The 26,578-nt window shown below is 71.2% G+C and carries 20 protein-coding genes; 4 read left to right on the top strand and 16 right to left on the bottom strand.

Annotated features, from left to right (window positions below; all coding sequences use genetic code 11):
* Window positions 1-6: 6 nt before the first annotated feature.
* The 4 genes from ftsY to DGO_RS01325 form a co-directional block, all read right to left on the bottom strand.
* The gene (ftsY, locus tag DGO_RS01340) at window positions 7-954 is read right to left on the bottom strand and encodes a signal recognition particle-docking protein FtsY (RefSeq protein WP_014683674.1); all 948 of its coding nucleotides are present in this window, start codon (window positions 952-954) and stop codon (window positions 7-9) included.
* A 90-nt stretch (window positions 955-1,044) separates the two neighbouring features.
* A complete protein-coding gene (locus DGO_RS01335) occupies window positions 1,045-1,545 on the bottom strand; it encodes a DUF4385 domain-containing protein (RefSeq protein ID WP_043802870.1) in 501 nt (166 codons plus the stop codon).
* A gap of 68 nt (window positions 1,546-1,613) precedes the next feature.
* Window positions 1,614-2,228 carry a Dps family protein gene (locus tag DGO_RS01330; RefSeq protein ID WP_043800499.1) on the bottom strand — a complete coding sequence of 205 codons (615 nt, stop codon included), beginning with the start codon at window positions 2,226-2,228 and terminating at the stop codon, window positions 1,614-1,616.
* A gap of 66 nt (window positions 2,229-2,294) precedes the next feature.
* Window positions 2,295-3,194, bottom strand: a complete 900-nt coding sequence (locus DGO_RS01325) for an MBL fold metallo-hydrolase (protein WP_014683671.1) — start codon at window positions 3,192-3,194, stop codon at window positions 2,295-2,297.
* Window positions 3,195-3,287: 93 nt separating this feature from the next.
* On the opposite strand from DGO_RS01325, the gene DGO_RS01320 reads away from it, so the two are divergent.
* The 3 genes from DGO_RS01320 (at window position 3,288) to DGO_RS01310 (ending at window position 7,268) form a co-directional block, all read left to right on the top strand.
* A complete protein-coding gene (locus DGO_RS01320; RefSeq protein ID WP_014683670.1) occupies window positions 3,288-5,501 on the top strand; it encodes an APC family permease in 2,214 nt (737 codons plus the stop codon).
* Between the two features lie 109 nt (window positions 5,502-5,610).
* Entirely contained in the window at window positions 5,611-6,780 is a 1,170-nt protein-coding gene (locus tag DGO_RS01315; RefSeq protein WP_014683669.1) for an aminotransferase class I/II-fold pyridoxal phosphate-dependent enzyme, read from the top strand.
* 74 nt (window positions 6,781-6,854) lie between these two features.
* The gene (locus tag DGO_RS01310) at window positions 6,855-7,268 is read left to right on the top strand and encodes a response regulator (RefSeq protein ID WP_014683668.1); all 414 of its coding nucleotides are present in this window, start codon (window positions 6,855-6,857) and stop codon (window positions 7,266-7,268) included.
* Window positions 7,269-7,334: 66 nt separating this feature from the next.
* Here the strand turns inward: DGO_RS01310 and acs are convergent, their stop codons facing one another.
* The 9 genes from acs to DGO_RS01265 form a co-directional block, all read right to left on the bottom strand.
* Entirely contained in the window at window positions 7,335-9,281 is a 1,947-nt protein-coding gene (gene acs / locus DGO_RS01305) for an acetate--CoA ligase (RefSeq protein WP_043800496.1), read from the bottom strand.
* Window positions 9,282-9,482: 201 nt separating this feature from the next.
* A complete protein-coding gene (locus DGO_RS01300; protein ID WP_014683666.1) occupies window positions 9,483-10,160 on the bottom strand; it encodes a hypothetical protein in 678 nt (225 codons plus the stop codon).
* A gap of 182 nt (window positions 10,161-10,342) precedes the next feature.
* Window positions 10,343-10,963 carry a hypothetical protein gene (locus DGO_RS01295; RefSeq protein ID WP_014683665.1) on the bottom strand — a complete coding sequence of 207 codons (621 nt, stop codon included), beginning with the start codon at window positions 10,961-10,963 and terminating at the stop codon, window positions 10,343-10,345.
* Window positions 10,960-14,073, bottom strand: coding sequence for an AHH domain-containing protein (locus DGO_RS01290; RefSeq protein ID WP_043800491.1), 3,114 nt, complete (start codon window positions 14,071-14,073; stop codon window positions 10,960-10,962). The genes DGO_RS01295 and DGO_RS01290 overlap by 4 nt, the downstream gene beginning before the upstream one ends.
* Window positions 14,074-14,692: 619 nt before the next feature.
* Window positions 14,693-17,473: a valine--tRNA ligase gene (locus DGO_RS01285; protein ID WP_014683662.1), complete on the bottom strand. Its 2,781-nt coding sequence runs from the start codon at window positions 17,471-17,473 to the stop codon at window positions 14,693-14,695.
* Window positions 17,470-17,964: an NUDIX hydrolase gene (locus DGO_RS01280; RefSeq protein WP_050920639.1), complete on the bottom strand. Its 495-nt coding sequence runs from the start codon at window positions 17,962-17,964 to the stop codon at window positions 17,470-17,472. The genes DGO_RS01285 and DGO_RS01280 overlap by 4 nt, the downstream gene beginning before the upstream one ends.
* 391 nt (window positions 17,965-18,355) lie before the next feature.
* Window positions 18,356-18,877 carry a DUF4388 domain-containing protein gene (locus DGO_RS01275; protein ID WP_014683660.1) on the bottom strand — a complete coding sequence of 174 codons (522 nt, stop codon included), beginning with the start codon at window positions 18,875-18,877 and terminating at the stop codon, window positions 18,356-18,358.
* Window positions 18,878-18,985: 108 nt separating this feature from the next.
* Window positions 18,986-20,551 (bottom strand): AMP-binding protein, encoded by a 1,566-nt coding sequence (locus DGO_RS01270; RefSeq protein WP_014683659.1) that lies wholly within the window; start codon window positions 20,549-20,551, stop codon window positions 18,986-18,988.
* A 129-nt stretch (window positions 20,552-20,680) separates the two neighbouring features.
* Window positions 20,681-21,976 carry a benzoate/H(+) symporter BenE family transporter gene (locus DGO_RS01265; protein ID WP_014683658.1) on the bottom strand — a complete coding sequence of 432 codons (1,296 nt, stop codon included), beginning with the start codon at window positions 21,974-21,976 and terminating at the stop codon, window positions 20,681-20,683.
* Between the two features lie 117 nt (window positions 21,977-22,093).
* On the opposite strand from DGO_RS01265, the gene DGO_RS01260 reads away from it, so the two are divergent.
* Window positions 22,094-23,515: an aminotransferase-like domain-containing protein gene (locus DGO_RS01260; RefSeq protein WP_014683657.1), complete on the top strand. Its 1,422-nt coding sequence runs from the start codon at window positions 22,094-22,096 to the stop codon at window positions 23,513-23,515.
* A 55-nt stretch (window positions 23,516-23,570) separates the two neighbouring features.
* Here the strand turns inward: DGO_RS01260 and DGO_RS01255 are convergent, their stop codons facing one another.
* The 3 genes from DGO_RS01255 to trmH all read right to left on the bottom strand — a co-directional run bounded on the left by DGO_RS01255 (window position 23,571) and on the right by trmH (window position 26,533).
* Entirely contained in the window at window positions 23,571-24,800 is a 1,230-nt protein-coding gene (locus DGO_RS01255; protein ID WP_014683656.1) for a 2,3-bisphosphoglycerate-independent phosphoglycerate mutase, read from the bottom strand.
* 142 nt (window positions 24,801-24,942) lie between these two features.
* On the bottom strand, window positions 24,943-25,767 hold the full coding sequence (locus DGO_RS01250; protein WP_014683655.1) for a TerC family protein: 825 nt from the start codon (window positions 25,765-25,767) through the stop codon (window positions 24,943-24,945).
* A gap of 94 nt (window positions 25,768-25,861) precedes the next feature.
* Window positions 25,862-26,533: a tRNA (guanosine(18)-2'-O)-methyltransferase TrmH gene (gene trmH / locus DGO_RS01245; protein ID WP_043800487.1), complete on the bottom strand. Its 672-nt coding sequence runs from the start codon at window positions 26,531-26,533 to the stop codon at window positions 25,862-25,864.
* Window positions 26,534-26,578: the final 45 nt, after the last annotated feature.

Raw genomic sequence — 26,578 nt, 5'->3', positions numbered from 1 at the left:
CCTGGACTACTGCGGCAGCTGCACGTCGAACAGCGCCCGCACGAAATCGCGGCTGTCGAAGGGCTGGAGATCGCCGGCCTGCTCGCCCACCCCGATGAACTTGATGGGCACGCCCAGCTCACGCACGATGGGCACCAGGATGCCGCCCTTGGCCGTGCCGTCGAGCTTGGTCACGACGACGCCGGTCAGCGGTGTGGACTCGTGGAACTTCTTGGCCTGTTGCAGCCCGTTCTGGCCCGTCACGGCGTCGAGCACCAGCCACACCTCGGCCGGCTCGCCGGGGTCGGCCTTGTCCACCACGCGCTGCACCTTCTTCAGCTCTTCCATCAGGTTGTGCTTGTTGTGCAGGCGTCCGGCCGTGTCGATGAGCAGCAGGTCGGTGCCGCGCGCCTTGCGGGCGCTCGCCGCGTCGAAGGCCACCGCCGCCGGGTCGCCGCCGTCGGGGCCCTGCACCACCGGCACGCCGAGGCGGTCGCCCCACACGCCGAGCTGCGCGCCCGCCGCCGCGCGGAAGGTGTCGCCGGCCGCGAACATCACGCTCTTGCCGCGCTCCATGTAGTACTGCCCGAGCTTGGCGATGGTGGTCGTCTTGCCCACGCCGTTCACGCCGATCACCATGACCACGTGGCCCTTGGGGTCCACCCGGCCGCGCCCCACGTCGGGCGAGAACCCCAGCTTGCGGAACTCGGCGCGCCGGGCGTCGGGTTCGAGCTGCAGCGTCAGCGCCTGCATCAGGGCGTCTTGCAGGTTGCCGCCCCCGATCCGCCGGATGTCCTCGATGATCTCCTCGGTCGCGGCGCGGCCCACATCGGCGGCGATCAGCGCGTATTCGAGGTCCTCGATGGTATCCATGCGCGTGAAGGCCGCCTGCACGTCGCCTTCCAGATCGGCCGTGCCGCTGAGCTGCGCGCGCGTCTTGCTCAGGCCGGCGCGCAGACGGTCGAGCCAGCTCACGCGCGGCCCCCGGCCAGGATGTGACTTACGGGAAGGTGCATAACCTCAGCATACCGCGCTCAAGGTGGGCAGACCGTGTCGCCGCGCAGCTCAGCCGTACTGCGCCTTGTGGGCCTTCTTGCGCGCGGCGTAGTCGGCATTCTCCTCCGCCTGGGCCCACTTCGCCTTGAAGATGCGCGCCGACTCGGCCTTCACCGGGTCCTCGGGGCTGCGGGGCAGTTCGGCGCGGCCGTGCGCCCCGCTCTGGCCCTTCTTGTCGTCGGGCACGGGGCCGTCGTATTTTTTGCCGCCCTTGTGGTTGGCGTAGCGGCGCGAACGGGTATAGCCCATCTGGAGAAACTTGCGGGCCATGTCGGCCCCCACGAAATCGCCCTGCGCGAGATAGTCGAGAAACATCGCATAGATCTTCTCGCTGCTCTCGCGGGCCACCTCCGGCGTGGCGAAACGCCAGTGCGGCAGGATTTCGGCCTTGTAGGGCTGCACCAGCAGCACCCCCTGCTCGCCTGTCCCCACCCGGTACAGCTCGGGATGGGCGCGCAGGTCGAGCTCGGCGTAGTGCAGCGCGTAATCGAATTTGGGTTTGCCCACCACCTGCACCTCCAGCCGAAAAAGGCCGCCAGGGCGAGCCCGGCGGCCTGAACAAGCCCGGAAACCGGGGCTCAGTTCATGCGGTCGTCGTCCATGACTGCCTGGAGCATCCAGCGGATCTTGTCGATGGTCGCGGCGTAGCCGTTGTACATGTCGGAGGTGGCGGGGTCGTTGTGGTCGTCCACCGTCTTGCTGTCGTCGCGGTAGGCCTTGGAGATGCGGGTCAGGTCCTGCACGAGGTCGGCGACCTGGGTGCGGGCGTCACGCACGGTTTCGGTGGGCACCTTGATCACGCTGTAGCGTTCGAGGTCGCTCGGGGCGCTCGCCGGGCTGCCGCCCAGGGCGACGAGGCGCTCGGCCTGCTCGTCGATGCTCTCGAAGAACTCGTCGATGAACTCGTCGTAGGCGAGGTGCAGGTCGCGGAAGAAACGGCCCCGGATGTCCCAGTGGTACTTCTTGAACTTCAGGTACAGGGTGATGGTCGTCGAGAGGTTGCGCTGGAGCGTCTCGGAGACGACCTGAAACTCCTCTTCCGAGAGGTAGTTGTGGTCCACCAGGGCGTTGTTGGTGACGTTCAGGTGCGCGGCGTCGGCCTGATCGGTGTTCTGGGCAGCGGCGGCGACCGGCGCGCCGTCCGAGGTCTCCTGCAACGGGGCTTTCTTGGAGGGCTTGCTCTTCTTGGTCATAGCGGTACGCTACGCCCAGCCCGGAAACCGCGCCCATAGCCGTTTCTTCACGTTCTGACCCTTCAGTCAGGCCAGCGCGAAGATCAGCCGGTTGGCGTCCACCCGCAGCGCCGCTTCGCCCCCGGCGCACAGCTCGGCGAGGTGGGCGCTGATCACGGCGCGGTTCAGGACGAGGGCCGCCGCGTCCTTCATCGTCACGTCCAGCGCGGCGCATACGCGCGCGAGCAGCTCGTCCACGCCCGCCTCGCCCGCCGCCAGCGCCTCCCGGACCGCCCCGGTGGTGCGCCCGTAGGCCCCGAGGTTACCGGCCACCAGCCCGGCGAGGTCCCCGGTCGCCTCGCCGTGACCGGGCACGGTCAGGCGCAGGCCCGTCAGCGTGCCCAGGTGCCGGGCACTCGCCTTCTGGGCGGCCGAATCGGCGCAGAAGGTCAAAGGATGGCGCGCGAGGGCCGCCGGCCCGAACAGGGCGTCGGCGGCGTACAGCACGTCGCCCACACGTACCGCGACCATCTGGGCGGCGTGGCCCGGCACGGCCAGCAGCTCGACCTCCGCGCCGCCCAGCACCTGCCGGCCCTCTCCCACCGGCTGCGCGGGGCTGGCGGGGGCCAGCAGGAACTTGCCGCGCAACTCTCGCGGGGGCCACGCACCGTACAGCGACAGCGGCTCCAGCATGGGGTGATTGATGATCGCCGCCTCCAGCGGGGGCGCGTACACCGGCACCTCCGGAAACCTGCCCAGGATGTGCGCGTTGCCGCCGTGGTGGTCGGCGTGCGAGTGCGTATTCAGGATGGCCGAGGGCCGCAGGCCCGCCCCCGCCACCGCGCGCAGCAGCTTGCGGGCATGCGAATCGTCCAGACCGGTGTCTACCAGCAGCGCGCCGTCCCCCTCCCCGGCCCCCAGCACGAGGCTGTTGACCGCGCCGGGAAACAGGAACGCGCCGGGAGCCAGCGGGATCAGGTCGCTCATGGTTCCAGGGTACGGTGCCGGCAGCCCGACACCCGGGCAAGGTGAAGTGCCGCCCAAAGCTGACCCCCCGCACAGCATCGTAAGCTGCCGGATATGGCGCAGGCCCCCGGCGATCCGACCTCCCCCACCCCACCCCCCCAGAGTGCCTTCCGGCGCTGGTTTTTCGAGACGAGCGCCCCCGAGCCGCAGGGCTTCTACGAGGGCGAGCGGCAGGCGCAGGCCCAGCACCACACCCAGCCCTGGTGGAAGGTCATGTGCCTGACCGGCGTGGACTACTTCTCGACCCTGGGCTACCAGCCGGGCATCGCCGCCCTGGCCGCCGGGGCGCTGTCTCCCGTCGCCACGCTCGTCCTGGTCCTGGTGACCCTGTTCGGCGCGCTGCCGATGTACCGCCGGGTCGCGGGCGAAAGCCCACACGGCGACGGCAGCCTCTCGATGCTCGAACGGCTGCTGAGCTACTGGCCCAGCAAGGTGCTCGTGCTGTCGCTGCTGGGCTTCGTGGCGACGGGCTTCGTCATCACCATTACCCTCTCGGCCGCCGACGCGGCGGCGCACATGGCCGAAAACCCCCTGCTGCGCCCGGTGCTGCACGGCCAGGAGGTCGTCATCGCTCTGACCCTCATCGCCCTGCTGGGGGCGGTGTTCCTCAAGGGCTTCAAGGAGGCCATCGGCATCGCGGTGGTCCTGGTCGTGCTGTATCTGGGCCTGAGCCTCGTGGTGGTCGGGAACGGCGCGCTGGAAGTGCTGCGGACCCCGCAACTGGCCGGCGACTGGTGGGCCGGGCTGCGCTCGAGCTACGCCTCGCCGCTGGCGATCATCGGGGCGGCGCTGCTCGTGTTTCCGCGCCTGGCCCTGGGCCTGTCGGGCTTCGAGACGGGCGTGGTGGTCATGCCGCTGGTCAAGGGCGACCCCGGCGATACCGAGGCGCAGCCCGCCGGGCGCATCCGCAACACGCGCAAGCTCCTGACGAGCGCCGCCCTGATCATGAGCGTGATGCTGCTCGGCTCGGCGCTGGTGACCACCTTCCTGATCCCGCGCGCGGCCTTCTGGCCCGAGGTCACCCTATCGCGCAACGTGAACGCCGCCGACCTCACCGCCGGGCGCGCGGTGCTGAACGTCCCGCTGGACAACGCCGCCAACCCGCACGAGCTGTACACCCTGACGCTGCCCGCCGGGCGCACCGGCAGCTTCACCGTCCCCGCGCAGACGGTGGGCGGCCCGGTCGCCCTGCAGGTCACCGTGACCCAGACCCCGGCGGGCGGCTCGGACAACGTGACCGTGTTCAAGCCGGCCGGCGAGGCGAACGGCCGGGCGCTGGCCTACCTCGCCCATGAACGTCTGGGCGAGGGCTTCGGCACGCTGTACGACCTCTCGACCATCCTGATCCTGTGGTTCGCAGGCGCTTCCGCGATGGCGGGGCTGCTGAACATCGTGCCCAGATACCTGCCGCGCTACGGCATGGCCCCCGACTGGGCGCGCGCGACCCGCCCGCTGGTGGTGCTGTTCATCGGCATCAGCGCCCTGGTGACGGTGCTGTTCCGCGCCGACGTGGACGCCCAGAGCGGGGCCTACGCGACCGGGGTCCTCGCCCTGATGACCTCGGCCGCCATCGCCGTGTTCCTGACCGAGCGCCGCCGGGGCCACCGGGGGCCGAGCGTGCTGTTCGGGCTCATCAGCCTCCTGTTCATCTACACCAGCGTCGTGACGGTGCGGGACCGCCCCGAGGGCCTGTGGATCGCGCTGCTGTTCATTCTGGGCATCCTCATCGTCAGCGTGGCCTCGCGCGTGAGCCGCAGCACCGAGCTGCGTGTGCAGCGCGTGGTCTTCGACGACAGGGCGAGCGCCATGCTCGCGCGGGTACAGGAACGCGGGCTGCCGCTGCGGTTCATCGCCAACCGCCTGAACGCGGGCGACAACGCCGAATACGTCCTCAAGGCGCTCGACGTGCGGCTCGACAACCACCTGTCGGGCGGGCAGGCGGCGCTGTTCCTCGAGGTCGAGGTCACCGACGCGAGCGACTTCGCGGCCACCGTGCCGGTCACGGGGGTCAAGGTCGGCCCGCACCTGATCCTGCGCGCGCGCGGGTCGAGCGTGCCCAACACCCTGGCGGCCGTCCTGCTCTACGTGCGCGACCTGACCGGCGTGCCGCCCCACGTCTATTTCGAGTGGTCGGAGAAGGGCCCGGCCGGCAACGCCCTGCGCTTCCTGCTGGCGGGCGAGGGCGACATTCCGCCCCTCACGCACGAGGTCCTGCGCGTGGCCGAGCGAGACGCGGCGCAGCGTCCGGTGGTGCATGTCGGGGGCTGAGAACGCCTAGAGGGTGAAGGGCCGGACAGGGGGGCGGCGCAGGCGAAGCGCCGCCCCCCTGTCCGGCCAGCCCGCCCCCCGGCGCGCGCGCACGCCCTAGCATGCGGGCATGTGGGCGTCACAGCGGGCAGGGGCAGTTCCGGGCAGCATCTTCGGGCGGATGAACGCGGCGGCGGGGCGGGCGCGCGCCGCCGGGCTGGAGGTCATCGACCTGAGCATCGGCAGCAGCGACCAGCCGCCGCCCGAAGCCGCCCTCGCGGCGCTGCGGGAGGCCACCCGCGACCCCGACACCTACCGTTACCCGCTGTTCTCGGACACCGCGCCGCTGCGGGAGGCCGCCGCCGCTTACCTCGCGCGGCGTTTCGGGGTCACGGTGGACCCGGACACCGAGGTCCTGCCCCTGATCGGCGCGCAGGAGGGGCTGGCCCACCTGCTGCTGGCCGTGACCGACCCCGGCGACACGCTGCTGCTGCCCGATCCCTGCTACCCCCCCTACCTGGGCGCGGCGGCCGTGGCGGGCCTGCGCACCGTGCCGCTGCCCCTGCGGTCCGAGCGCGGCTTTCTGCCCGACCTGGACGCCGTGCCGGGCGACCTCGCGCCCCGCGCCCTGCTGCTGAACTATCCCAACAACCCCACCTCGGCAGTGGCGGACGGGGCCTTTTTCACGCGCGCCGCCGCGTGGTGCCGCGCGCGGGGCACCCTGCTCATCCACGACCATCCCTACGCCGAGCTGACCTTCGGGGGCTACCGCGCGCCGAGTGCTCTGGGCGCGGGCCTGGAGGGCGTCGTCGAACTCCACTCGCTGAGCAAGACGCACCATCTGGGCGGCTTCCGGGTGGGCTTCGCCGCCGGGGACGCCGGGGCCATCGCGGCGCTCGCGCGGGTCAAGGGCGCGGTGGACTTCCACGCCTACCTGGGCATCCAGCGCGCGGCGACGGTCGCCCTGGGCCTGCCCGACGCGCTGGGCCGGGCCGCCGCGCAGACCTTCGAGGAGCGGCGCGACGCCCTGGTGCCCGCCCTGCGGGAGCTGGGCTGGGAGGTCGCCACCCCGCAGGCCAGCATGTACGTCTGGGCGCGGGTGCCCGGCCTGGAAGACAGCGTGGCCTACGCGGTGCGGCTGGCCGAGGACACCGGCGTGGTCCTCAGCCCGGGGCGCGCCTTTGGTATGCTGGGCGAGGGATTCGTGCGCTTCGCGCTCGTGCAGCCTCCTATACAACTGGCCGAAGCGGCGCGGCGACTGGGCCAGGGCCGGAGTGTCCGGCATGGCCGGCAATCGTAGCCTGGAACAGGCTCTCCTTACTGACTCAATGTAGAATGATAGAGATGAGGGCTTCAGGCACAACGGGCAGGCAGATGCAGATTCTGCTGGTAGAGGACAGCGAGGCCGACGCCTTCCTGACCCAGGCCGCGTTCGAGACCCTGACGGTCCCGCCCCAGTTCACGGTGTGCGCGGACGGGCTGTTCGCCATCGAACACCTTCAGGGCCTCCTGCGCGAGCAGCACCCCCTCCCGGACCTGCTCCTCGTGGACATCAACATGCCGCGCATGGACGGCTTCGAGCTGATCGCCTACCTCAAGTCCAGCGAGGAACTGCGCCACCTGCCGATCCTGGTGTTCAGCACGAGCAGCGCCCCGCAGGACGTGCGGCGCTCCTACGAATCGCACGCGAGCAGCTACATCTGCAAACCGGTGTCGTACCCCGACTATGACCGCGTGGTCCAGGCCGTCGAGGCGTTCTGGATGAATACGGCCCGCCTCCCCTCCTGAGACCGGAGGGCACGGCGCGTAGAGGGTCCCCGTCAGGCATGGTGGGGACCCTCTCGCCTGTGGGTGCTAGACCGCCGGGGTGGCCGCGAGGCGGACCAGCACGCTGGGGTCTTCGAGGGTACTCGTATCGCCCTGGACCTCCTGCCCGGCGGCGATCTGGCGCAGGAAACGCCGCATGATCTTGCCGCTGCGGGTCTTGGGCAGCGCGTCGGCCACGATGATCGCGTCGGGGCGGGCTAGCGCGCCGATCTCACGGCTCACGTGCGCGCGCAATGCCGCCGGGTCCACACTCTGCCCGAGCTGCGGCAGCACGAAGGCGACCACGCCCTCGCCCTTGACCGCGTCGGGCTTGCCCACCACTGCCGCCTCGGCCACCGAGGGGTGCGACACGAGCGCCGACTCGATCTCCATGGTGCCCAGGCGGTGCCCGGAGACGTTCAGCACGTCGTCCACGCGGCCCACCACCGTCACGTAGCCGTCGGCGTCGCGCCGCGCACCGTCACCTGCAAAGTACACGTGCGGAATCTCGCCCCAGTAGGTCTTCCGGTAGCGGGCGTCGTCGCCGTACACCGTGCGCAGCATGCTGGGCCAGGGCCGCTTGACCACCAGCAGCCCACCCTCGTCCGGGCCGAGTTCCTGGCCGTCGCGGGTCATGATCGCCACGTCCACCCCGAACATCGGCAGACCTGCGCTGCCCGGCTTGGCCGCGAAGGCCCCCGGCAGCGTGGTCAGCATGATCGAGCCGGTTTCGGTCTGCCACCAGGTGTCCACGACCGGGCAGCGCTCGCCGCCGATGACGCGCCAGTACCACATCCACGCCTCGGGGTTGATCGGCTCGCCCACCGACCCCAGCAGGCGCAGGCTGCTCAGGTCGTAGCGGGCGGGCAGCTCGTCGCCCTGGCGCATGAACGACCGGATGGCGGTCGGGGCGGTGTACAGGATGGTCACGCCGTGCTTCTGCACGAGGTCCCAGTAGCGGCCCCAGTCGGGCTGGTTGGGCGCGCCCTCGTACATCAGGACCGTGGCGCCGTTGAGCAGGGGACCGTACACGCTGTAGCTGTGCCCCGTGACCCAGCCCACGTCGGCCGTGCACCAGTACACGTCGCCCGGCTTGAGGTCGAAGACGCTCTGGGTGGTGAGGTAGGTGCCCACCATGTAGCCGCCCGTGGTGTGCACGATGCCCTTGGGCTTGCCGGTGCTGCCCGAGGTGTACAGGACGAACAGGGGATGCTCGCTGTCGAGGGCGGCGGCCTCGTGTTCCTCGCCGGCGGCCCCCACGGCGTCGTGCCACCACACGTCGCGGCCCGGCTGCATGGGCGCGTCGCAGTTCGCGCGGCACACCACCAGGATGTTCTCCAGGCAGGGGGCCAGGGCGGCGGCCTCGTCGGCGTTGGCCTTGAGGTTGACCAGCGCGCCCCGGCGGTAGCCCGCGTCGGCGGTGATGAGCAGCCGGCTCTCGGCGTCACGGATGCGGTCGGCCAGGGCCGAGACCGAGAAGCCCCCGAAGACCACGCTGTGCGTCGCCCCGATGCGCGCGCAGGCCAGCATGGCAATGGCCGCCTCGGGAATCAGGGGCAGGTACAGGGTCACGCGGTCCCCGGCCTGCACGCCCAGGGCCTCCAGCGCGTTGGCGGCCTTCTTCACCTCGCGCAGCAGTTCGGCGTAGGTGAAGGTCCGGACCTCGCCGTCCTCGCCCTCCCAGACGATCGCGCGCCTGTCGCCCAGGCCGCGCGCCACGTTGCGGTCCAGGGCGTTGTAGGCCACGTTGGTCTGGCCGCCCACGAACCAGCGGGCGTGCGGCTCCTGCCAGTCGAGGACCTGTTCCCAGGGCTTCATCCAGGCCAGCTCGCCCGCGACCTCGGTCCAGAACTGGTCGGGCTCGTCGAGGCTGCGGCGGTACAGGCGTTCGTAGTCCTCGCGCGACAGGTTGGCCCGCGCGGCGAACTCGGCACTGGGCGGAATGACGCGGGTTTCGTGCAGCATGGCAGCGATCTGTTCGTTGGCCTGGGTCATGGCGGGAACCTCCGGAGTCGGGAACAAGGAGAGCGGCAGATCGGGCGGCGCGCAGGCCCACGGTCCGGGCCTCAGGTTGTGGATTCTTTCACTCTAGCGCCCGTCCCCGGGGCCAGGAAAGCGCGTTACGGTCAGGGTTCTAGACCGGGTGCAGGAATCCGGGAGCCGGGGGCGGGCGGTGGAAGAGGCCCCGGAGGAACTTCAGGTGGCCTGGACCGGCTTCCAGTTCGCGCCCGCCTTCTTGACGAGTGCCCGCGAATAGTCACCCATCAGGCCCCGCTCGGCAAAGTAGGCCCCGAGACGCTGAAGCTGCGCCGACAGCTCTGCGGAGGGAACGGCCCAGGGGCCTTTCAGGGCGTCGAGGCGCACCGCGCCCCAGTCGGTGGGGGTCACGTCCACGCCCAGGTCCCGCAGGGCCGGCAGGTCGAAGTTGTCCAGCAGCTCTGCCCCCACGTAGCAGCGCGGAGGCACGACCTCGAAGCCGTAGCGGTGGACCAGCCGCCCGGAGGAGATTCGCCCGGGCAGCGGCTCGGCGGCGTCCGGGTCCCTGAACGAAACCGCCGCGTAGACGGGCCGGAACAGCTCACACAGGGCGTCGGCCAGACCGAAGACCCCGGCGAGATCGGAGGCGGGAAGCTGCCCGAAGTCGAGGGTCGGTGACAGCCTGGGCGTAGCCAGGAGGCCCGCGGCGAACACATAGGCGGGTGACCTCTGGCGGTGCAGGCGGGGCAGGTCGGAGAGGTTGGCCCCGGCCATTGCCTCTGCGAAAGCCTCCGCCTGAAAAGGTCGTTGTGTCCGGCGGTCCGGTTCATCGGCCAGATCGAAGGCGTCGGGCGTCCAGCCCGCCTGCTCCAGCGACGCGGCGAGCTGCCGGAACACGGCGGAATCCGCGCCCGTGGCCGACTTTCCCCGGGCGGCCTGCTCCAGGGCGACAGACAGGTCAACCGTCTTCTGGGGGTTCGCTATCTCAAGCTCTCGCATTGGCCGGGCCTTTCTCCCATGACCTCCCCTTTCAGCCAGTGGCGCGGCCGCTGTGCCCATTCTGAGCTCTGCACCCCGGATCAGAGGGGCCGGGACTGGTTGGTCGGCGAGGGCGAGCCGGCGGCCATCCAGGCGATGTTGGTCAGGGCATTGCGGCGCGCCCTTTCCAGAAAGTCTGCACTGGCGAAGGTGGGGGCGTGCGGAGAAACACTCAGCCGGAACAGCGGCGGCACCTGCTCTGGAAGCGTGAGGGCGTAGGTCTTGACGTAGGCGATGACCTCACGTCCGTCGAAAGTCCGGCGCATCACCGCGTCCGATCTTTCGGCATCGAAGAAGGGGCGCGGCGGTCCCAGTTGCAGGACGACATAGCGCTTGCGAGTCCGGAAAGGCTGCCCGCCCCGCTCCAGCGTCACGGACATACTCTCCAGAGCGTGGCCGAAGGCCTCCTGTGCCGTGTCCAGAAACTCGGTCGAGACGACCAGCAGGCTGCCCATACTCTCGTGGACGAGCCAGTCCAGGCCGTCCAGCTCCATATTCAGGACCTCGAAGCGGAAGGCTGGCAGGTCCAGCGGCTGCCCTTGCTCGTAGCGGCTGAGGTCCACATCAAAGTCGGCGGCATTGGTCACGTCGCCGCCCAGATCGGGCCGGGCCCAGTGGCGCGGCGAATCGGGCAGGACGATCAGGATCTGCGGAGCGCTCACCGGATTCTCCCCATTCCGCCGGCCGTATTCTCCGTGGTCATCGGCACGTTGCCGTCCGCGATCCGCTGGATGAGCATGCGTTCTACCGTCTGGAGTTCATACGTGATGGCCGTCCGGAGGTCGGCGATCCGGGGATGGTCCGCCGTCCAGGTGCCCGCGGCCCCGAATTCGGTCTCCAGCAGCCGCATCGAATCGCGCAGGGCAGGCCGGACGACTGTCTGGTCGTACTCGGCGTGGCTGGACCAATGGCCGACCTCCTGGCCGTCCAGCTGGCGGTACAGCCGCTCCATGGGCATGGGATGGTAGTTGGACATCCGGTCCGGACTGTAGCCCGTGAGCTGCATGGCCTTGACGCACAGGGGATCGGAGGTCGAGACCTTGTCGGGAATGGCGTGATGCAGTGTATGGCCGTCGCGGCCGAAATTCAGGTCCTGAATGGCGTTCGGATCGGCCTGGTACTTGGCGATGTAGTCGTAGGTGATCCGATTGGTCGGGTTGACCTGGACCGTGCCGTCGGGGCGCACCAGCAGGACGGCCGCCGTCATGTCGAAGGTGCCGTCACTCTTGAGGCGGCCAGCCACCTTCCGGCCCCCCTCGACCTCGATGGTGACATAGCGGTCAGGCAGCTGCGCCACGTCGAAGGGCTTGCCCAACAGGTCCTGAATCTCGTCGTGGTTGGCATACAGCTTCCGGCGCGCCTCGATCACGCTGTCGTCAACTACCTGACGGGCGTCCGCGCTGGCCGCCGCCTGCTCGTAGTCGGCGGCCATGCGCTGGTGGTCATGGGCTTCCTGAAGCAGCCTGGTCCGCTCCCTGGAGTTGGCGGGTAGGGCCTGCGCCTCCTTGAAACGCCAGTCGGCCATATCGCCGTGCTTGGCCGACTCGGTCGCCAGTTCCCAGCGCCGACTGCCCGGCACGACCTCCGGCCCCCCGCCTAGGGCGCTCCGTATCCGGTCGGTCAGCCGCTGCACCGGACTGGTCTCGCTACGGATGTTGCGGAGATACTCCTGATGCAGACTCACGTCTCTCGGGTGGGCGTTCGGGGCCACCTCCATTCTGGGCCGACCCTCCGCGTAGCCGGTGATCCGGGCCGGAACCTGCTGCGGTGCCAGCGCCGGGTTGACCTCCGTGCGCACTGCCCCCCGCCGGTTGCCGGTCAGGTCGTTCACCACGTCGCCCGCGCGGTTCCCGGCGCGCTCGCCTGCCGCCTGCGCCCGCTCGGGCAGACTGGGGCGCGTCCCGGTGCCGGCATTCGGCCCCTCGGGGCGGGCATTGCGGACCGCGACCCCGTGCGCGGCGACCCCCGCCCCGGTGCCGATCGCCATCATCATCAGCGTCTCGGGGTTGGTCAGGTTCTTCAGGGCGTCGCTCAGGCTCATGCCGCCCATCACGTCGCCCATCACGTTGCCGCCCAGGTCGAAGGTGGTCCCCAGCGCGAAGCCGGCCGCCTTCTGGGTCAGGCCGCTCCCCAGCGCGCCCATGGCCCCCAGCTTGCCGACCAGCGCCCCGCCCGCGCCCCCCAGCGCCCCGCCCGCCGCGCCGATGAGGGCCGCCTTGCCCACGCCGTCGAAGACGCTCTTCTGGTACTTGGCATCCATGCCGATGTTGTCCACGGCGTTGTTCGCCATCTGGATCACCGCGCCGCTCGCCGCCCCGACGATCGCGCCGCCCACGACGGCCCCGATGGTCCCGGCGGCGGCCCCCGCCCCCAGCGCCCCGGCCATCGCCCCCACCGCACCGATCACGGCCGGCCCCGCCACGACCGCCACCACGATGATCACGGCGACCATCAGCGCGATCTTCACCCAGGACTTCCAGCGCGGCTGGACCTGCGCGGCCGCCTCCTCGGCGTTCTGGCGGATCTGCGCGTCCTCGTTCGTGAAGTTGCCTTCCAGCGCCTTTCTCAGCGGCCCGACCGTCGCCCGGAGCTGGGCCGGCAGGCCGCTCAGGGTCTTGGCGTACAGGTCTTCGAGGCCCCGGGTCAGGCCCGCCAGGGTCTGCCCGGTGCCCTGGCCCTCCTGCGCGCTGCCCTGCTGGTGCGCGCGCGCCAGCTCCTGAAACAGCGACATGGCCTGCGCGACCATGCCCGCGCCCGCCTGGTCGAAGCCCCCGGCGAGGCCCGCCGCCTGCTGGCCCCCGGCCTGCGCCGCCTGCCCCAGCGCCGCGCCGGACTGCGCCGCCCCCTGCCGCAGTCCGGCGCTCAGCCCGGCGACGTTGCGCCCCAGGCCGGCCTGGGCCTGCCGCAGGCCCGCCGTCACGCTGCGCTGCGCGCCCGCCAGCAGCTGCGACAACTGTCTGGGGTCGGGGGCCTGCGAGGCGCGGATCTGCCGGTCGAAGCCCGACAGGCTGCGGTCGAGCTGCCCGGCGAGGCCCTCCACACTCTTCTGGAGGCCGGCCTGCGCGCCGCTGGCCTGACGGTCCAGGCCGGCGGCGTGGGCCTGGGCCTGGCGCGCGACGGCCGCGACACTACTCTGCTCGGCCTGCCCCAGGCTGTTCAGGGTGCCCGCCAGCTGCGACTGGACCGCCCCGGTCAGGCGGCGGTAGGCGCTCAGGGCCTGGGTCCGGGCCTGACGCTCACGCTCGTCCAGGCGCTTGTGGCTGGCCGTCAGCTGTTCCCGCAGCAGGCCCAGGGTCGCCTGGAGGGCGGCGTCGATGTTGCTCAGGTCCTTCCCCAGACCGCCGTCGGGGCCGACGAGCCGCTGGGCTTCCTCCTGGGCCTGGTCGCGGAAGCCCGGCGCGTAGGCGGCGCCCACGTCGCGGGCGGCCCCGGCCCGGGCCTTCCAGCGGTTGTCGGTCAGCGGCCCGTCCAGAAAGCTGTCGTCCTCGCCGGTCACTTGCGACTCGTAGGCGCGGGCCTGGGTTTCGGCGCGGGCCCGGGCCTGGGCCCCGACCGCGTCCCCGGCCTGGGTGTACATCGGCGCGACTGCCCCGTAAGCGGCGCGCACGGCGGCCTTCTGGGTCTGCGAGCCGGTGCGGGCCTGCGCCGCCGCCCGGGCATGGGCGGCCGTCACCTTGGCCCGCGCGGACCGCGTCGCGGTGGGCAGCCCGGCCAGCACCTTCGCCTGCTGCGCCGTGATCTGCGCCCGGCTGGCGGCCCAGCGTCCGGCCACTGGCCCGCACCGCGCCGAGCTGCTGGCGGTTGCGTTTCAGAAAACCGCTCGCCAGGGCGTCCGCCTGCGCGTGGCGTTTCTGCGCGGCCTTCAGGGCCACCTGTGGCTGCACGCCCGCCCGCTTCAGGGCCGCCGGGTCGAGCTTCGGCTTGGCGAAACGGGTCTGGGCCGGGGTCCGCAGCGACGTAGCCGCCGCCGCACGCGCCCCTCCCTGCGCCTGCCGGGGAAAGGTCAGGGCCGGTTTGGGCAGCGTCCTGGCGACCGTCTTGGGGGCCAGGGCCGGAGCGGGCCGCAGGGCGCGCGCGCGACCGGCCGGAAGCCGGGGCGTGGCCTTGCGGAAGGAGGCGAGCGCCCGTTTCTGGCCCGCCTGGAAAGCCTGCACATGCTGCGCGCGGGCGATGCGCGGCGGCGCGGCCGCACCTGGCACCCGCCGGCTCCTGGCCGTGGTTTCCGGGGGGCGCGTAGGCGTGCGCCGGGCGAGATCGGCTCCGGGCGGACGCGAAGCTGCCGCCGGTCCGGGCTTCACCATGTCCTTCCGCCGTTGCTCGAACATGCCCCACTGTACCCCCACCGGGGGAAGAGCGGGGCCGAGCGGCGCCGCTCCCCGTGAAGCCAGGACTCAGGCGAACTGCGCCAGCACGCCTTCGAGGCGCTCCTTCTGCGCGCCGAAATCGGCCACGCGGCGGCGTTCCTCCTCGATCACCTCGGCGGGGGCGCGGGCGACGAAGCCCTCGTTGCCCAGCTTGCCCTGCGCCTGCTTGATCTGCTTGTCGAACTCGGCGAGGCGCTTTTTCTGCTTGCCCAGCCAGTCGGCAATGTCCACCGTACCCTCCAGCGGCGCCAGCACCGTCACGCCGCGCTCCACCGCCGACAGGCTGCGGCCCGCGAGCTCCGGCACCAGCTTCACGCGGGCGATGGCCTCGACCACGCGGGCGTTCTCGGTCACGGTGGCGGCCAGATCGCCCTGCACGGCCACGTCCAGGCGGTCCTGGGGCGAGAGGCCCAGCTCGTTTTTCAGGCTGCGCGCGCCGTCCACGGCGGCGCGCAGGGCGCTGAAGGCCCGCACGGCCTCGGCGTCGTGCAGCGCCGGGTCGGCTTTCGGCCAGCTGTGCAGCGCGAGCTGCCGGCGGTGGCCCAGGGCCGTATACAGCTCCGAGGTCACGAAGGGCATGAATGGGTGCAGCAGCTTGAGAATGTGCTCCAGCACAGCCTTGAGCGTGACCAGCGTGCCGAGGTTGCCGGCCGCGAGCGCGGGCTTGGCTGCCTCGATGTACCAGTCGCAGAACTCGTCCCAGGTGAAGGCGTACAGCGTGCGGATGGCCGCCCCGATGTCGAAGGCGTCGAGCTGCGCCGTCGCCTCGGCCGTCACGGCGTCGAGCCGGCTGATGATCCAGCGGTCGGCCAGGGTCAGCCCCTCGCGGTGGCGCACCATTCCCAGCGCGTCGCGGCTGCGCAGGGTCTCCTTCTCGCGCGGATTCACGGCGTTCAGGACGTAGTGGGTCAGCTCGTCGTCGCTGGTCAGGCCGGGCGCGGCCTCGGACAGGCGCAGCAGGGCGAAGCGCGCCGCGTTCCACAGCTTGTTGGCGAAGTTGCGCCCCTGCTCGAAACGCCGGGGGTCGTGCTTGATGTCCTGCCCGCCGGTCGAGAGATAGGTGAAGGCGAAGCGCGAGGCGTCCACCCCGTACTCGTCGAAGAGGTTGAGCGGGTCCACCCCGTTGCCCTTGCTCTTGGACATCTTCTGGCCCTTGGCGTCGAGGTACAGGCCGTGGAGCATGACCGTGCCGAAGGGGGCCTGCCCGGTCAGGCCGTAGCCCGCCATCTGCATGCGCGCCACCCAGAAGAACAGGATGTCGTAGCCGGTCACGAGCACCTGGGTCGGGTAGAACTTGCGGAAGTCCTCGCTGTCGGTGTCGGGCCAGCCCAGCGTGGAGAAGGGCCACAGGTTCGACGAGAACCAGGTGTCGAACACGTCGGGGTCGCGGCGCAGGTTCAGGTGCTTGTAGCGCGGGTCCTTGTCGCAGTCGAGGTCGGGCTTCTCGGGGCTGGGCACGTACACGTTGCCTTCCTCGTCGTACCACGCCGGAATCTGGTGGCCCCACCACAGCTGACGGCTGATGTTCCAGTCGCGGATGTTCTCCAGCCAGTCGCGGTTGACCTTGCCGTAGCGCTCGGGCACGAGGCGCATTTCACCCTTGTCCAGCCCCTCCAGCACCTGATCGGCAAAGGGTTTCATATGCACGAACCACTGCTCGCTGACGATGGGCTCGACCGGCACCTTGGTGCGCTCGGACAGGCCGATGGCGGTGTCGTGGTCCTTTTCTTCGAGCAGGTCGCCGGAGTCGGTCAGCGCCGCCACGACCGCCTTGCGCGCCGCGAAGCGTTCCATCCCCTGGAAGGCCCCGGGCACGAGTTCGTCGCGGGTGAGGTTGCCGTGCAGATCGATGACGCTGGGGCGCGCGAGGCCGTGGCGCTCGCCCACCTCGAAGTCGGTGGGGTCGTGGGCCGGGGTGATCTTCAGCGCGCCGACACCGAACTCCATCTCGACGGCCTCGTCCGCGATGATCGGCACCGTGCGGTCCGTGAGGGGAATGCGCGCCCGCTGCCCGACCAGATGGGCGAAGCGGGGGTCCTGCGGGTGAACGGCGATGGCCTGGTCGGCGAAGATGGTCTCGGGGCGCACGGTGGCGATGCGGATCTCGCCGGGTTCGCCGTTGCTGGCCGCCGCCTGCGGGTCTTCCAGCTTGTACGACAGGGTGTACATCTTGCCCTTGCGGACCTCGCGGTCGATCTCCAGCTCCGAGAGGGTGGTCTGGGCGGCCGGGTCCCAGTTCACGATGCGCTCGCCCCGGTAGGCCGCGCCCTCGTGGTAGAGCTTCACGAACTGGTGACGCACCGCGCGCGACAGGCCCTCGTCCATCGTGAAGCGCTCGCGGGTCCAGTCGGCACTCACCCCCAGGCGCGCGAGCTGGTTAAGGATCATGCCGCCCGACTCCTGCTTCCAGTCCCACACGTTGTCCAGGAACTTCTCGCGGCCCAGGTCGTGGCGAGACACGCCCTGCTCGCGCAGCTGGCGCTCGACGACCACCTGCGTGGAGATGCCCGCGTGGTCCATGCCCGGCAGGTACAGCGCCTCAAAGCCCTGCATGCGCTTGTAGCGGATCAGGGTGTCGATCAGGGTGTTGTCCAGCGCGTGCCCCAGGTGCAGGCTGCCCGTCACGTTGGGCGGCGGGATGACGATGGTGAAGGGCGCCTTGCCGCTCGTCGCGTCGGCGCGGAAGGGTTCGCTGCGCCAGCGCGCCGCCCAGCCCGGCTCGACGGCCTGCGGGTCGAAGGACTTGGCGAGGGTCGAGGCGTCGTTGGTTTCGGCGGCTTCGGGCAGGGTGGGGGTTGGGTCGGTCATAGTGAAGACTCCTTGGAAGGGTCGAGCAGGCGGTGAAGGTGCGGCAGGGCGGCGTCCATCTCCCAGTCCAGGGCCGGGGCGCGCAGGTCGGCCCAGCGGAAGCGGAAGAGGTAAGTGCCGCCCCCCGTGGCATTCGCCTCGGTGTAGTCCCAGATATCGGGCAGGTCGGCCGGGACACTCAGGGCGTAGGCATGGCAGACCTGCCGGGTGAAGCGGTCGGGGAGCTGGGCTTCCCAGAAATACGAGACGAGAAACCGCGGGCCGTCCAGGGACAGGCCGGACTCCTCCCGCAGTTCGCGCACGGCCGTCTGGGCCGGGAGTTCGCCCGGTTCCACACCGCCTGCCGGAAGCTGCACGCCCGAGTCGTCCGGCACGTGGTCGAAGACCAGCAACTCGCCGGGCCGGGTGACGAAACACAGCACCTTCTCGCGCAGCCCGCGCGCGGCGGCGTCGGCCCTGGCCTGCGCCTGAGTGTCGTAGAACGTCACCATCTTCCCTCTTCCCCTCCCCTGGCCCCCGCGCGACCACAACAAACGTCCCGTCCGCCGCGCCCATCCCGGCTGCCGGAACGGACCCTGTGCGGACGAGACGTGAAGGCCGTGTCCCGTGGTACCACCGCGTTTCCCCCCTGCATGGAGGGCGCTCGATCTGCGCTGTCGCGGGCGCAACCCGGACGGGTCTAACCGCCCTGGGGCGGGTTTTTCCGTCGTGCTCGCGGGCGACGTTCTCCGGTGGCCTTCCCGCCCAGCCCTCTCAGTCATGGGGCAGGCTTCCTGTGGGCGCCGCTCCGGGTACTCTTCCCGGTCACTGCCCGCAAAGTCTACGGGCTGGCCGGGCCGCTTTTCAATTGCCGGGCGCACACTCGGGCGGGCGGCCTGCGCCTCAGCCGACCTCGATCAGGCCGCCGGCCATGAAGGGCCGCAGGGTGTCGAGCGCCCCGCGCGGCGGCAGTCCGGCCCGGTCGATCAGTTCGCGCAGCGTGAGGTTCTGGCGCACCAGATTCAGCAGGCGGTACTGCGCCCGCGTGACCGGCTGCTGGTCGTTCCAGCGCCCGCTCAGGCGCAGTGGGCGGCCCCATTCGGGAAAGACGCGCAGCAGCGTGCTCCAAGCCTCCTGGTCGCCCAGCATGCCCACCAGGGCCTGATCGGCGCGCAGGTTCAGGGTGCGCTGCGGGGCCGGCTCGTCGGGCACGAAGAAGAAGGTCCCGGCGTCCAGGCTGCTCAGCAGTTGCAGGGCGTCGGGGCCGTCCAGTGAGCCGCTGTGGGCGTGCAGCAGCTCGCCCGGCGCGAACCACAGGCTGCCGCCGCGCGCGTGCTCGACCGTCAGACGTCCGCCCCGCCCGCTGGAGAGCAGCATCTGCATCACCGGCAGGAAAGGAAAGACGCTCAGATCTCCGCTGACCATATGTTCATCCCAGTGTAAAGCCTGCATGAAGCCGGAGCCCCCGGATCAACTGACCCGCAGCGTAAGCCCGGCCCCCGGCACTGGGGGGGGTAGGCTTCCCCCCCTGCCCTAGTTCACCAGCCGGGTCTGGCCCTCCCACAGCTCGGCGCGCAGCACGAACTTCTGGAACTTGCCGCTGGCGGTCTTGGGCAGGTCGTCGCGGAATTCGTAGTGCTTGGGCACCTTGAAGCCCGCCAGACGCGTACGCACGTGCGCCGTGAGGTCCTCGGGGCTGGCCGCGTGGCCGCCGTGCAGCGCCACGAAGGCGCAGGGCACCTCGCCCCAGCGCGGATCGGGCATGGCGACCACCACCGCCTCGCGCACGGCCGGGTGGGCGTAGAGCACGCCCTCGATCTCCACGCTGCTGATGTTCTCGCCGCCCGAGATGATCACGTCCTTGTTGCGGTCGCGGATCTCAATGCGGCCGTCGGGGTGCGTGACCGCCACGTCGCCCGTATGGAACCAGCCGCCCGCCAGCGCCCTCTCGGTCGCCTCGGGGTTGCGGAAATAGCCCTTCATGACGAGGTTGCCGCGCACCATGATCTCGCCCAGGGTCTGGCCGTCGTGGGGCACCGGGGACAGGTCCTCGGCCAGGACCTCCACCTCGCCGGCCAGCAGCATCTCGAAGCCCTGGCGGGCGACCAGCGGCGCGCGCTCGGCGGTGGGCAGGGCTTCTTGCGCGGCACTCAGCTCGGCCACGGTGATGAGCGGGCTGGTTTCGGTCAGGCCGTACGCCTGCGTGACGTGAAAGCCCAGGGCGTTCATGTCCGCGATAGTGCGGGCGTGCGGCGGGCTGCCGGCGGTGACCACGCGCACCGGCCGGGACAGCGGGCGCGCCGTGGCCGGGTCGGTGAGCATCGAAAGGACCGTCGGCGCGGCGCACAGGTGCGTGACCCCGTACTGTTCGATAGCGGCGTAGGCCTCGGCCGCGCGCACCGCCGGCAGCGTGACGTGCGTGACCCCCACCCCGAAACCGCTCCAGACCCCGCCCCAGCCGTTGGCATGGAAGTCCGGCAGGGTGTGCAGGTACACGCTGTCCTGGTCGAACTTGAAGCTGTAGATCGTCTCGGTGGCGTTCAGGAGGCTGTTGCGGTGCGTGAGCATCACGCCCTTGGGGCTGCTTGTCGTGCCGGAGGTGAAGTTGATGGTGAGGGTGTCGTCCTCGTCCGCGACCGCGTAGGGCAGCGGCGAGGCGTCCTGGGCGGCCAGCCGCGCCTCGAAGGCGGCCCCCGCCTCGCCCTCGCCGAGCACCCAGACCTCGGTGCCCAGGTCGCGGGCCACGTCGCGCACGCGGGGCTCTAAAGACTCGTCCACCAGCAGCAGCCGCACCTCGGCGTGCCGCAGCTGGAAGGCGTATTCCTCGGCACTCAGGCGGGTGTTGAGCGGCACGAGGACCGCGCCCGCCCAGGGCACCCCCGCGTAGGCCAGCAGGCCGCCGTGCGTGTTGGGCGAGAGCACCCCGACCTGCGCCCCGGCATAACCCGCCTCCGCCACCGCGCGCGCCAGCCGGTAGATGCGCCCGCCCCACTCGCGGTACGTGAACTGCCGGCCGCCCGGCTGGATCACCGCCACGCGGTCGGGATAGACCTTCAGGCCCCGGCGGACCAGATCGAGAGGCGTCAGCGGCGTCTTCATGGGCAGACCTCCAGGAGGGGGAGCGGCGCGTGGATTGTCGGTCGTGGAGCCACTGTACGCCTCTGCCCGCAGCTGCAACAGACCCCCGTTCCCTGTCCCTGGAACGGGGGTCTGGGCCGGGGTGAAGCCTCAGCGGGGCGCGGAAGCCTCGGGCGGAGGCTGGACTGCTGGGGACTGGGTGGCTGGGGACTGGGCGGCTGGAGTCTGGACCACTGGAACCTGCGCCGCCCGCCGCCGCGCGCCCGTGACCTCCAGCGCATGCACGGCCAGCCCGGCGAGGATGCCCCAGAAGGCCGCCCCGATGCCCAGCGGGGTGACGCCGCTGAGGGTCACGAGCACCACCAGCGCGGGCGCGAGGCTGCCCGGCGCGTCCCGGAAGCCCGCCTGGAGGCTGCTGCCGATGGCGGCCAGCAGCGCCAGCCCGGCGAGCGCCGCGAGCGCCTGCACCGGCAGGATGCCCAGCAGGTGCAGGAAAGTGCCCGCGAACAGCCCGAACGCGATGTTGAACACGCCCGCCCACACCGCCGCCGTGTAGCGCCGTGCGGGGTCGGGGTGCGCCTCGGGGCCGCTGACGATGTTGGCGAGCAGCGCCCCCAGGGTCAGGTTGTGGCAGCCCACGAAGGCCGCCGCCGCGCTCGCTAGTCCGCAGACGCGCAGCACCGGTCCCGGCGCGGGCTCGTAGCCGTTCACCTTCAGGACCCCGAAACCCGGCACGAACTGCCCGGTGAAGGCCAGCAGGGTCAGCGGCAGCGCGAGGTTCAGGGTGGCGCGCAGGCTGAATTCGGGCCACACGAGTTGCGGCGCGGTCAGCGCGACCGCGACCGGCGCGGGGTGCCACAGCCCCAGCCCCGCGCTCGCCGCCACGCCGACCACGAGCACGCCCGCCACGGCCCACAGGGGCCGCCACTGCCGCACCAGGAAGTACGTCAGCACCATCAGCCCGACGAGCAGCGGCTCCTGCCCGAAGGCCTGCGCCGCGTGAAAGCCGAAGGGCAGCAGGATCGCGGCGTTGAGCGCGGCGGCCAGATGCGGCGGAATGGCCCCCAGCGCCCGCGTCAGCGGCCGGAAGGTGCCCAGCAGGATGACGAGCACGGCGCTGGTGAGGAAGGCCCCGATGGCCTGCGCGAAGGGAATGCCCGGCAGCGCCGTGAGCAGCAGCGCGATGCCCGGCGTGGACCAGGTGGACAGGATGGGCATGCGGGTGCGCAGGCTCAGGACGATGCCCGCCAGCCCGGCGAAGATGGCGTGCCCCCACAGCCACGACATGGCGGTCGCGTCGCTGAGGTGCGCGGCCTGCGCCACGCTGTAAATCAGCACGTTCGGCCCCGCCCAGCCGATCAGGATGGCGACGAGGCCGCTCAGGACCGCGTTGGGGTGCGAGTCGCGCCAGAAGTTGGGACGGGCGAGGGGAGGCGCGGCGGTCATGCGTCCCAGTGTGCGGCCCCGATTGGCCTGGGCGACAGGGGCAATGGGACGGCGATTGGCCTGCTTGTCTGGGCACCGTGGCCCCGATTGGCCTGCCCGGCCCCCTATGCTGCCCGCATGGACGCGCCGCGCTGGACCGCCCTGCTCTCAGGCTGGCAATCGGGCACCGGGCCCCTGTACACGAGGCTCTCGGGCCACCTGCGCGGCGCGGTGGCCCTCGGACAGCTCGCGCCGGGCGAGGCGCTGCCCGCCGAACGCGCGCTGGGCACCCTGCTGGGGGTGAGCCGCAGCACGGTGGTCGCCGCCTACGACGAGCTGGTGGCCGGCGGCTGGATCATCCGGCGGCGGGGCAGCGGCACCCGCGTGGCGGCGGGCGTGCCCCGGCAGGCGCGTGCGCTGGAGCTGCGCAGCCCGGTGCGTGTGGGGGCGGCCGGGGGCGACCTCGACCTCACCGTGGCCGTGCCCCTCCTGAGCGACGCCCAGCGCGCCGAGCTGAGCGGGGCGGTGGCCGGGGCCTTCGCCGAGTCGCTGTATCACCCGCTGGGGTTGCCCGAACTGCGTGCCGAGCTGGCCGCGCTGTATACCCGCGAGGGCCTGCCGACCACACCCGAGCAGATCGTCGTGACGAGCGGGGCGCAGCAGGCCATCTCGCTGATCGCGGGCGCGTTGCTGCGCCCCGGCGACGCGGCGCTGCTCGAAACCCCGACCTACTTCGGGGCCATCGACGTGTTCCGGGCGGCGGGGGCGACGCTGCGGGGCGTGCCGGTCACCGCGCAGGGCGTCCTGCCGGACGACTTCGCGGCGGGCGCACGCGCGCATTCCCCCCGCCTGGCCTTCCTAACCCCCACCTTCCAGAACCCGACCGGCGCGGTGCTGCCCGCCCGCGCCCGGCAGCGCCTCGCGGGAACAGTGGCCGAGGTGGGGCTGCCCACCATCGAGGACGATACCCTGATCGACCTGGGCTTCGGCGAGGACGCGCCTCCGCCCCGGCTGGCCTGTTTCGCGCCGGACGCGCCCATCTTCAACGTGGGTTCGCTGTCCAAGCTGTACTGGGCGGGGCTGCGGGTGGGCTGGCTGCGGCTGCCGGGCGGCGAGGGCGCGCGCGGCCTGGGCCGCGTGGTCATGCAGGCCAAGACGCTGGCCGACTTCGGCGGCGGGCTGCCCACGCAGCACCTCGCGCTGCACCTGCTGCGCCACCTGCCCCGGCTGCGGGCCGAGCGCCGCGCCGCCGTGACCCCGGCGCGCGACCTGCTGGCCGGGCTGCTGCGCGCCGAGCTGCCCGACTGGCAGTTCACGTTGCCCCAGGGCGGGCAGTTCCTGTGGGTCGAACTGCCCACCCGCAGCGCGAGCAGCTTCATCCACGGCGCGGCACGGCGGGGCGTGCGACTCTTTCCAGGGGCCTCGATGGCCGTGGGCGACCTGCCCGACGCCTACCTGCGCCTGCCCTTCACCCTCGACCCGGCCCAGCTGCCCGAGGCCGTCGGACGGCTCCGGGCCGCGTGGCACGAGCACCAGCAGCGCGGCGAGCGCCTGGCGTAAAGGGCGGGTGGGAAGTGGAACCGCGCGGTTCCGCTTCCCACCCCCCGCTTCCCGCTTACGCCCCGTACTTGTTCAGCTTCAGGGCGTTCGCCATCAGCAGGGGCATCACGTCGGGGCCACGGCGCAGGCCGAGGCTGCCCTTCTGGGCCTCTTCCTCGGTGTAGCGGGCGGCGTGGTCCTTGCGGCCGTGCTCGCTGCGGATGAGCAGGGGCACGGGGTGCCAGGAGTGGCTCAGCAGCTTGCTGGGCGTGCTGTGGTCGCCCACGATGGCGATCACGTCGGGCTTCAGGGCCAGCAGCTGGGGCAGCAGCTCGTCGAAGATCTCGATCTTGTGGACCTTCTCGGCGAAGTCGCCGTCCTCGCCGGTGCTGTCGGTCTTCTTGACGTGGAAGTAGAAGAAGTCGTACTTGGCCCAGTTCTCGGTCAGGGCCTTGACCTTGCCGTCCAGGGCGTCCTCGTGGCCCTCGACCTCCAGCACGTCCATACCGACCAGGCTGGCGAGGCCCTTGTACATTGGGTAGCTGGCGATGCAGGCGGCCCCGAGCTGGTAGGCGTCCTCGAAGCTGGGGAAGTGCGGCACGTCGCTGTAGCCCCGGAACAGCACGCCGTTGACCTGCTCCTCGCCCTTCAGGGCTTCCTCGGCGCGGGCCACGAAGGCGTTGACCAGCCCGGCGGTCTTCTCGCTCGCGGGGTCCTGGGCCTGGGCCTGCATGGGCGGCACGCCGGTCACCTGCGGGTCCACGTCGCTGAGGTTGGCGCCCAGCGGCTCGCCCTGCGCGCGGAACACGACCACGAAGCGGTGCTCGGACTCGGTGTAGATCTCGACCGGCACGCCGTCGATCTCGGGAATCGCGCCCTTGAGGAGCGTCACGATCTCGGCGTTCTTCTCGTCGCTGGGGCGGCCCGCGCGCCGGTCGTCGATGACGCGCCCCGCGCCCAGCGTGGCGAAGTTGCCGCGCACGGCCACGTCGCCCGAGTTGAGCTTGACGCCGATGCCCACCGCCGAAAGCGCCCCGCGCCCCACCACGTAGCGCAGTGGGTCGTAGCCGAACAGCGAGAGGTGGCCGGGGCCGCTGCCGGGCGTGATGCCCGCGCCGACGAGTTCCACGAGGCCGAGCTGCGATTCCTGGGCCAGCGCGTCGAGGTTGGGGGTCTTGGCGCTCGCCAGTTCGGTCTCGCCGTTCAGGGTCAGCGGCAGGCCGCCCACGCCGTCGAGCACGACCATCAGGATCTTGCTGTCGGTTTTCTTCGCCAGGCCGCGCACGGTATCGAGCAGGTCACTCATGGCGGCCAGTCTACGCCGCGCCCGGTCAGCCCCAGGCCAGGGCTTGTGAAGACACCTTGCCACCCGCCCCCCGGTACGGGCCACGAAAAAGCCGCCCCGGAACGTGTCCGGGGCGGCGCGGGAGTTGGCGAGGGGGAGCGGCTCAGCCCTTGCGGCCGTCGATGCGCCCGTCGGCGGCGTCGGCCACCGTGTCGTCGATCTCGCCGACCACGGCCTCGGCCTTGGCCTCGGCGGCGGCGTCGCTCATCGCGGGCTTGCGGGTCGCCAGGAAGGACCCGATGATGCCGATGGCGGCCATGACGCCCCAGAACGCGGCGGCGGGCAGGTGAAAGGTGGGCACCGAGGGAAAGACCTCATGGGCGGCTTCGAGCGTCTCGACGGCGAGCTTGACCGCGATCCAGCCGACCAGGGCGTAGGCCACGTTGTCGAAGGCCGGGTACTTGTTGAGCAGCTTGAGGAACACGGTCGCGGCGATCCGCATCAGGATCAGGCCGATGATGCCGCCGATGACCACGATGGTCAGGCCCTGCTCGCGGGCCATGCCGCGCGGAATGAGGGCCACACCCGCCAGGATGCTGTCCACGCTGAAGGCCAGGTCGGTGAGGTTGAGCAGCACCACGGTCGCCCAGAAGCCCCGGCCCTTGGCCTTGTCGTCGGCCTCGTCCTCGGTGCCCTTGTGCTTGACGAAGTGGCTGATGGCCAAGTATGCGAGGTAGGCGGCCCCGAAGGCGCGCAGCCACCAGTATTCGAGGATGTAGCTGGCGAGCAGCACCCCCACGATGCGCAGCACGACCGCGCCGCCGATGCCGTAGGCCAGCGCCTTACGCTGGAGGTCGCCCTTGAGGTGACGCACCATGACCGCCAGCACGAGCGCGTTGTCGGCCGAGAGCAGCCCCTCGAGCAGAATCAGGGTGCCGAGAATCGCCCAGAATTCGGGCGTGATAGGGGGCATTTCGAGTCCGAACATAGAGTGCGGGCAGTCTACCGTTCCGCCCCCCTACAGTCCCCGGCGAACGCACGAACGCAATGCACGCTATGCACAGCAGCGCGCTCCAGCCCACTCAGGACACGATCCGGCCCGCCTCGTCGAGCGCCGGATACGCCTCGCCGCGCTCGCGGTACAGGGGCGCGAGGTCGGGGTAGGCCCACTCGAAGGCCAGGGCCTCCAGGGCCTCGGGCGCGAGCTGCGGCGTCCCGTACATCCCGGCGGCGAGGCGCTGGCGCTGGGCCTCGAACAGGATGCTGGCGGCGGCCACCGACACGTTGAGGCTCTGGACCATGCCGTACATCGGAATGACGATGTTGGCGTCGGCGGCGTCGGCGGCCTCGTCCGACACGCCCCACTTCTCGGCGCCCAGCAGCACACAGGTCGGGCGGGTGTAGTCGAGTTCGCGGTAGTCCACGCTGCGCTGCGAGAGGTGCGTGGCGAGCACCTGAAAGCCGCGTCCCTGCAACTCGCGCACCGCGCCCACGGCGTCGGCGTGGGGGTTGACCCTGACCCACTTGTGCGCGCTGCCGGAGGTCGCGTCGTAGGTGTGGCCCTCGAAGGCGGCCAGGGTACCGTGCCTGGGCGGCACGGCGTGGGCCTCCAGGACCCCCACCGCGTCGCAGGTGCGCACGATGGCGCTGAGGTTGTGGGGCTTGTTGACCTCGTCCATCAGGACGGTCAGGGTGGGCTGGCGCTTGCTCAGCACGCGGCGGATCTTGGCGTAGCGTTCGGGGGTGGGAGCCATGACAGGCCAGGGTAACGCACGCGGCTTGAGAGGGCCTTTACACGC

Origin of the sequence: Deinococcus gobiensis I-0 (assembly GCF_000252445.1) — a bacterium.
In the GTDB taxonomy this organism is placed as follows: Bacteria; Deinococcota; Deinococci; order Deinococcales; family Deinococcaceae; genus Deinococcus; species Deinococcus gobiensis.
The sequence above is the reverse complement of the archived record's forward strand: the minus strand, read 5'-3'. Positions and strand labels throughout refer to the sequence as shown.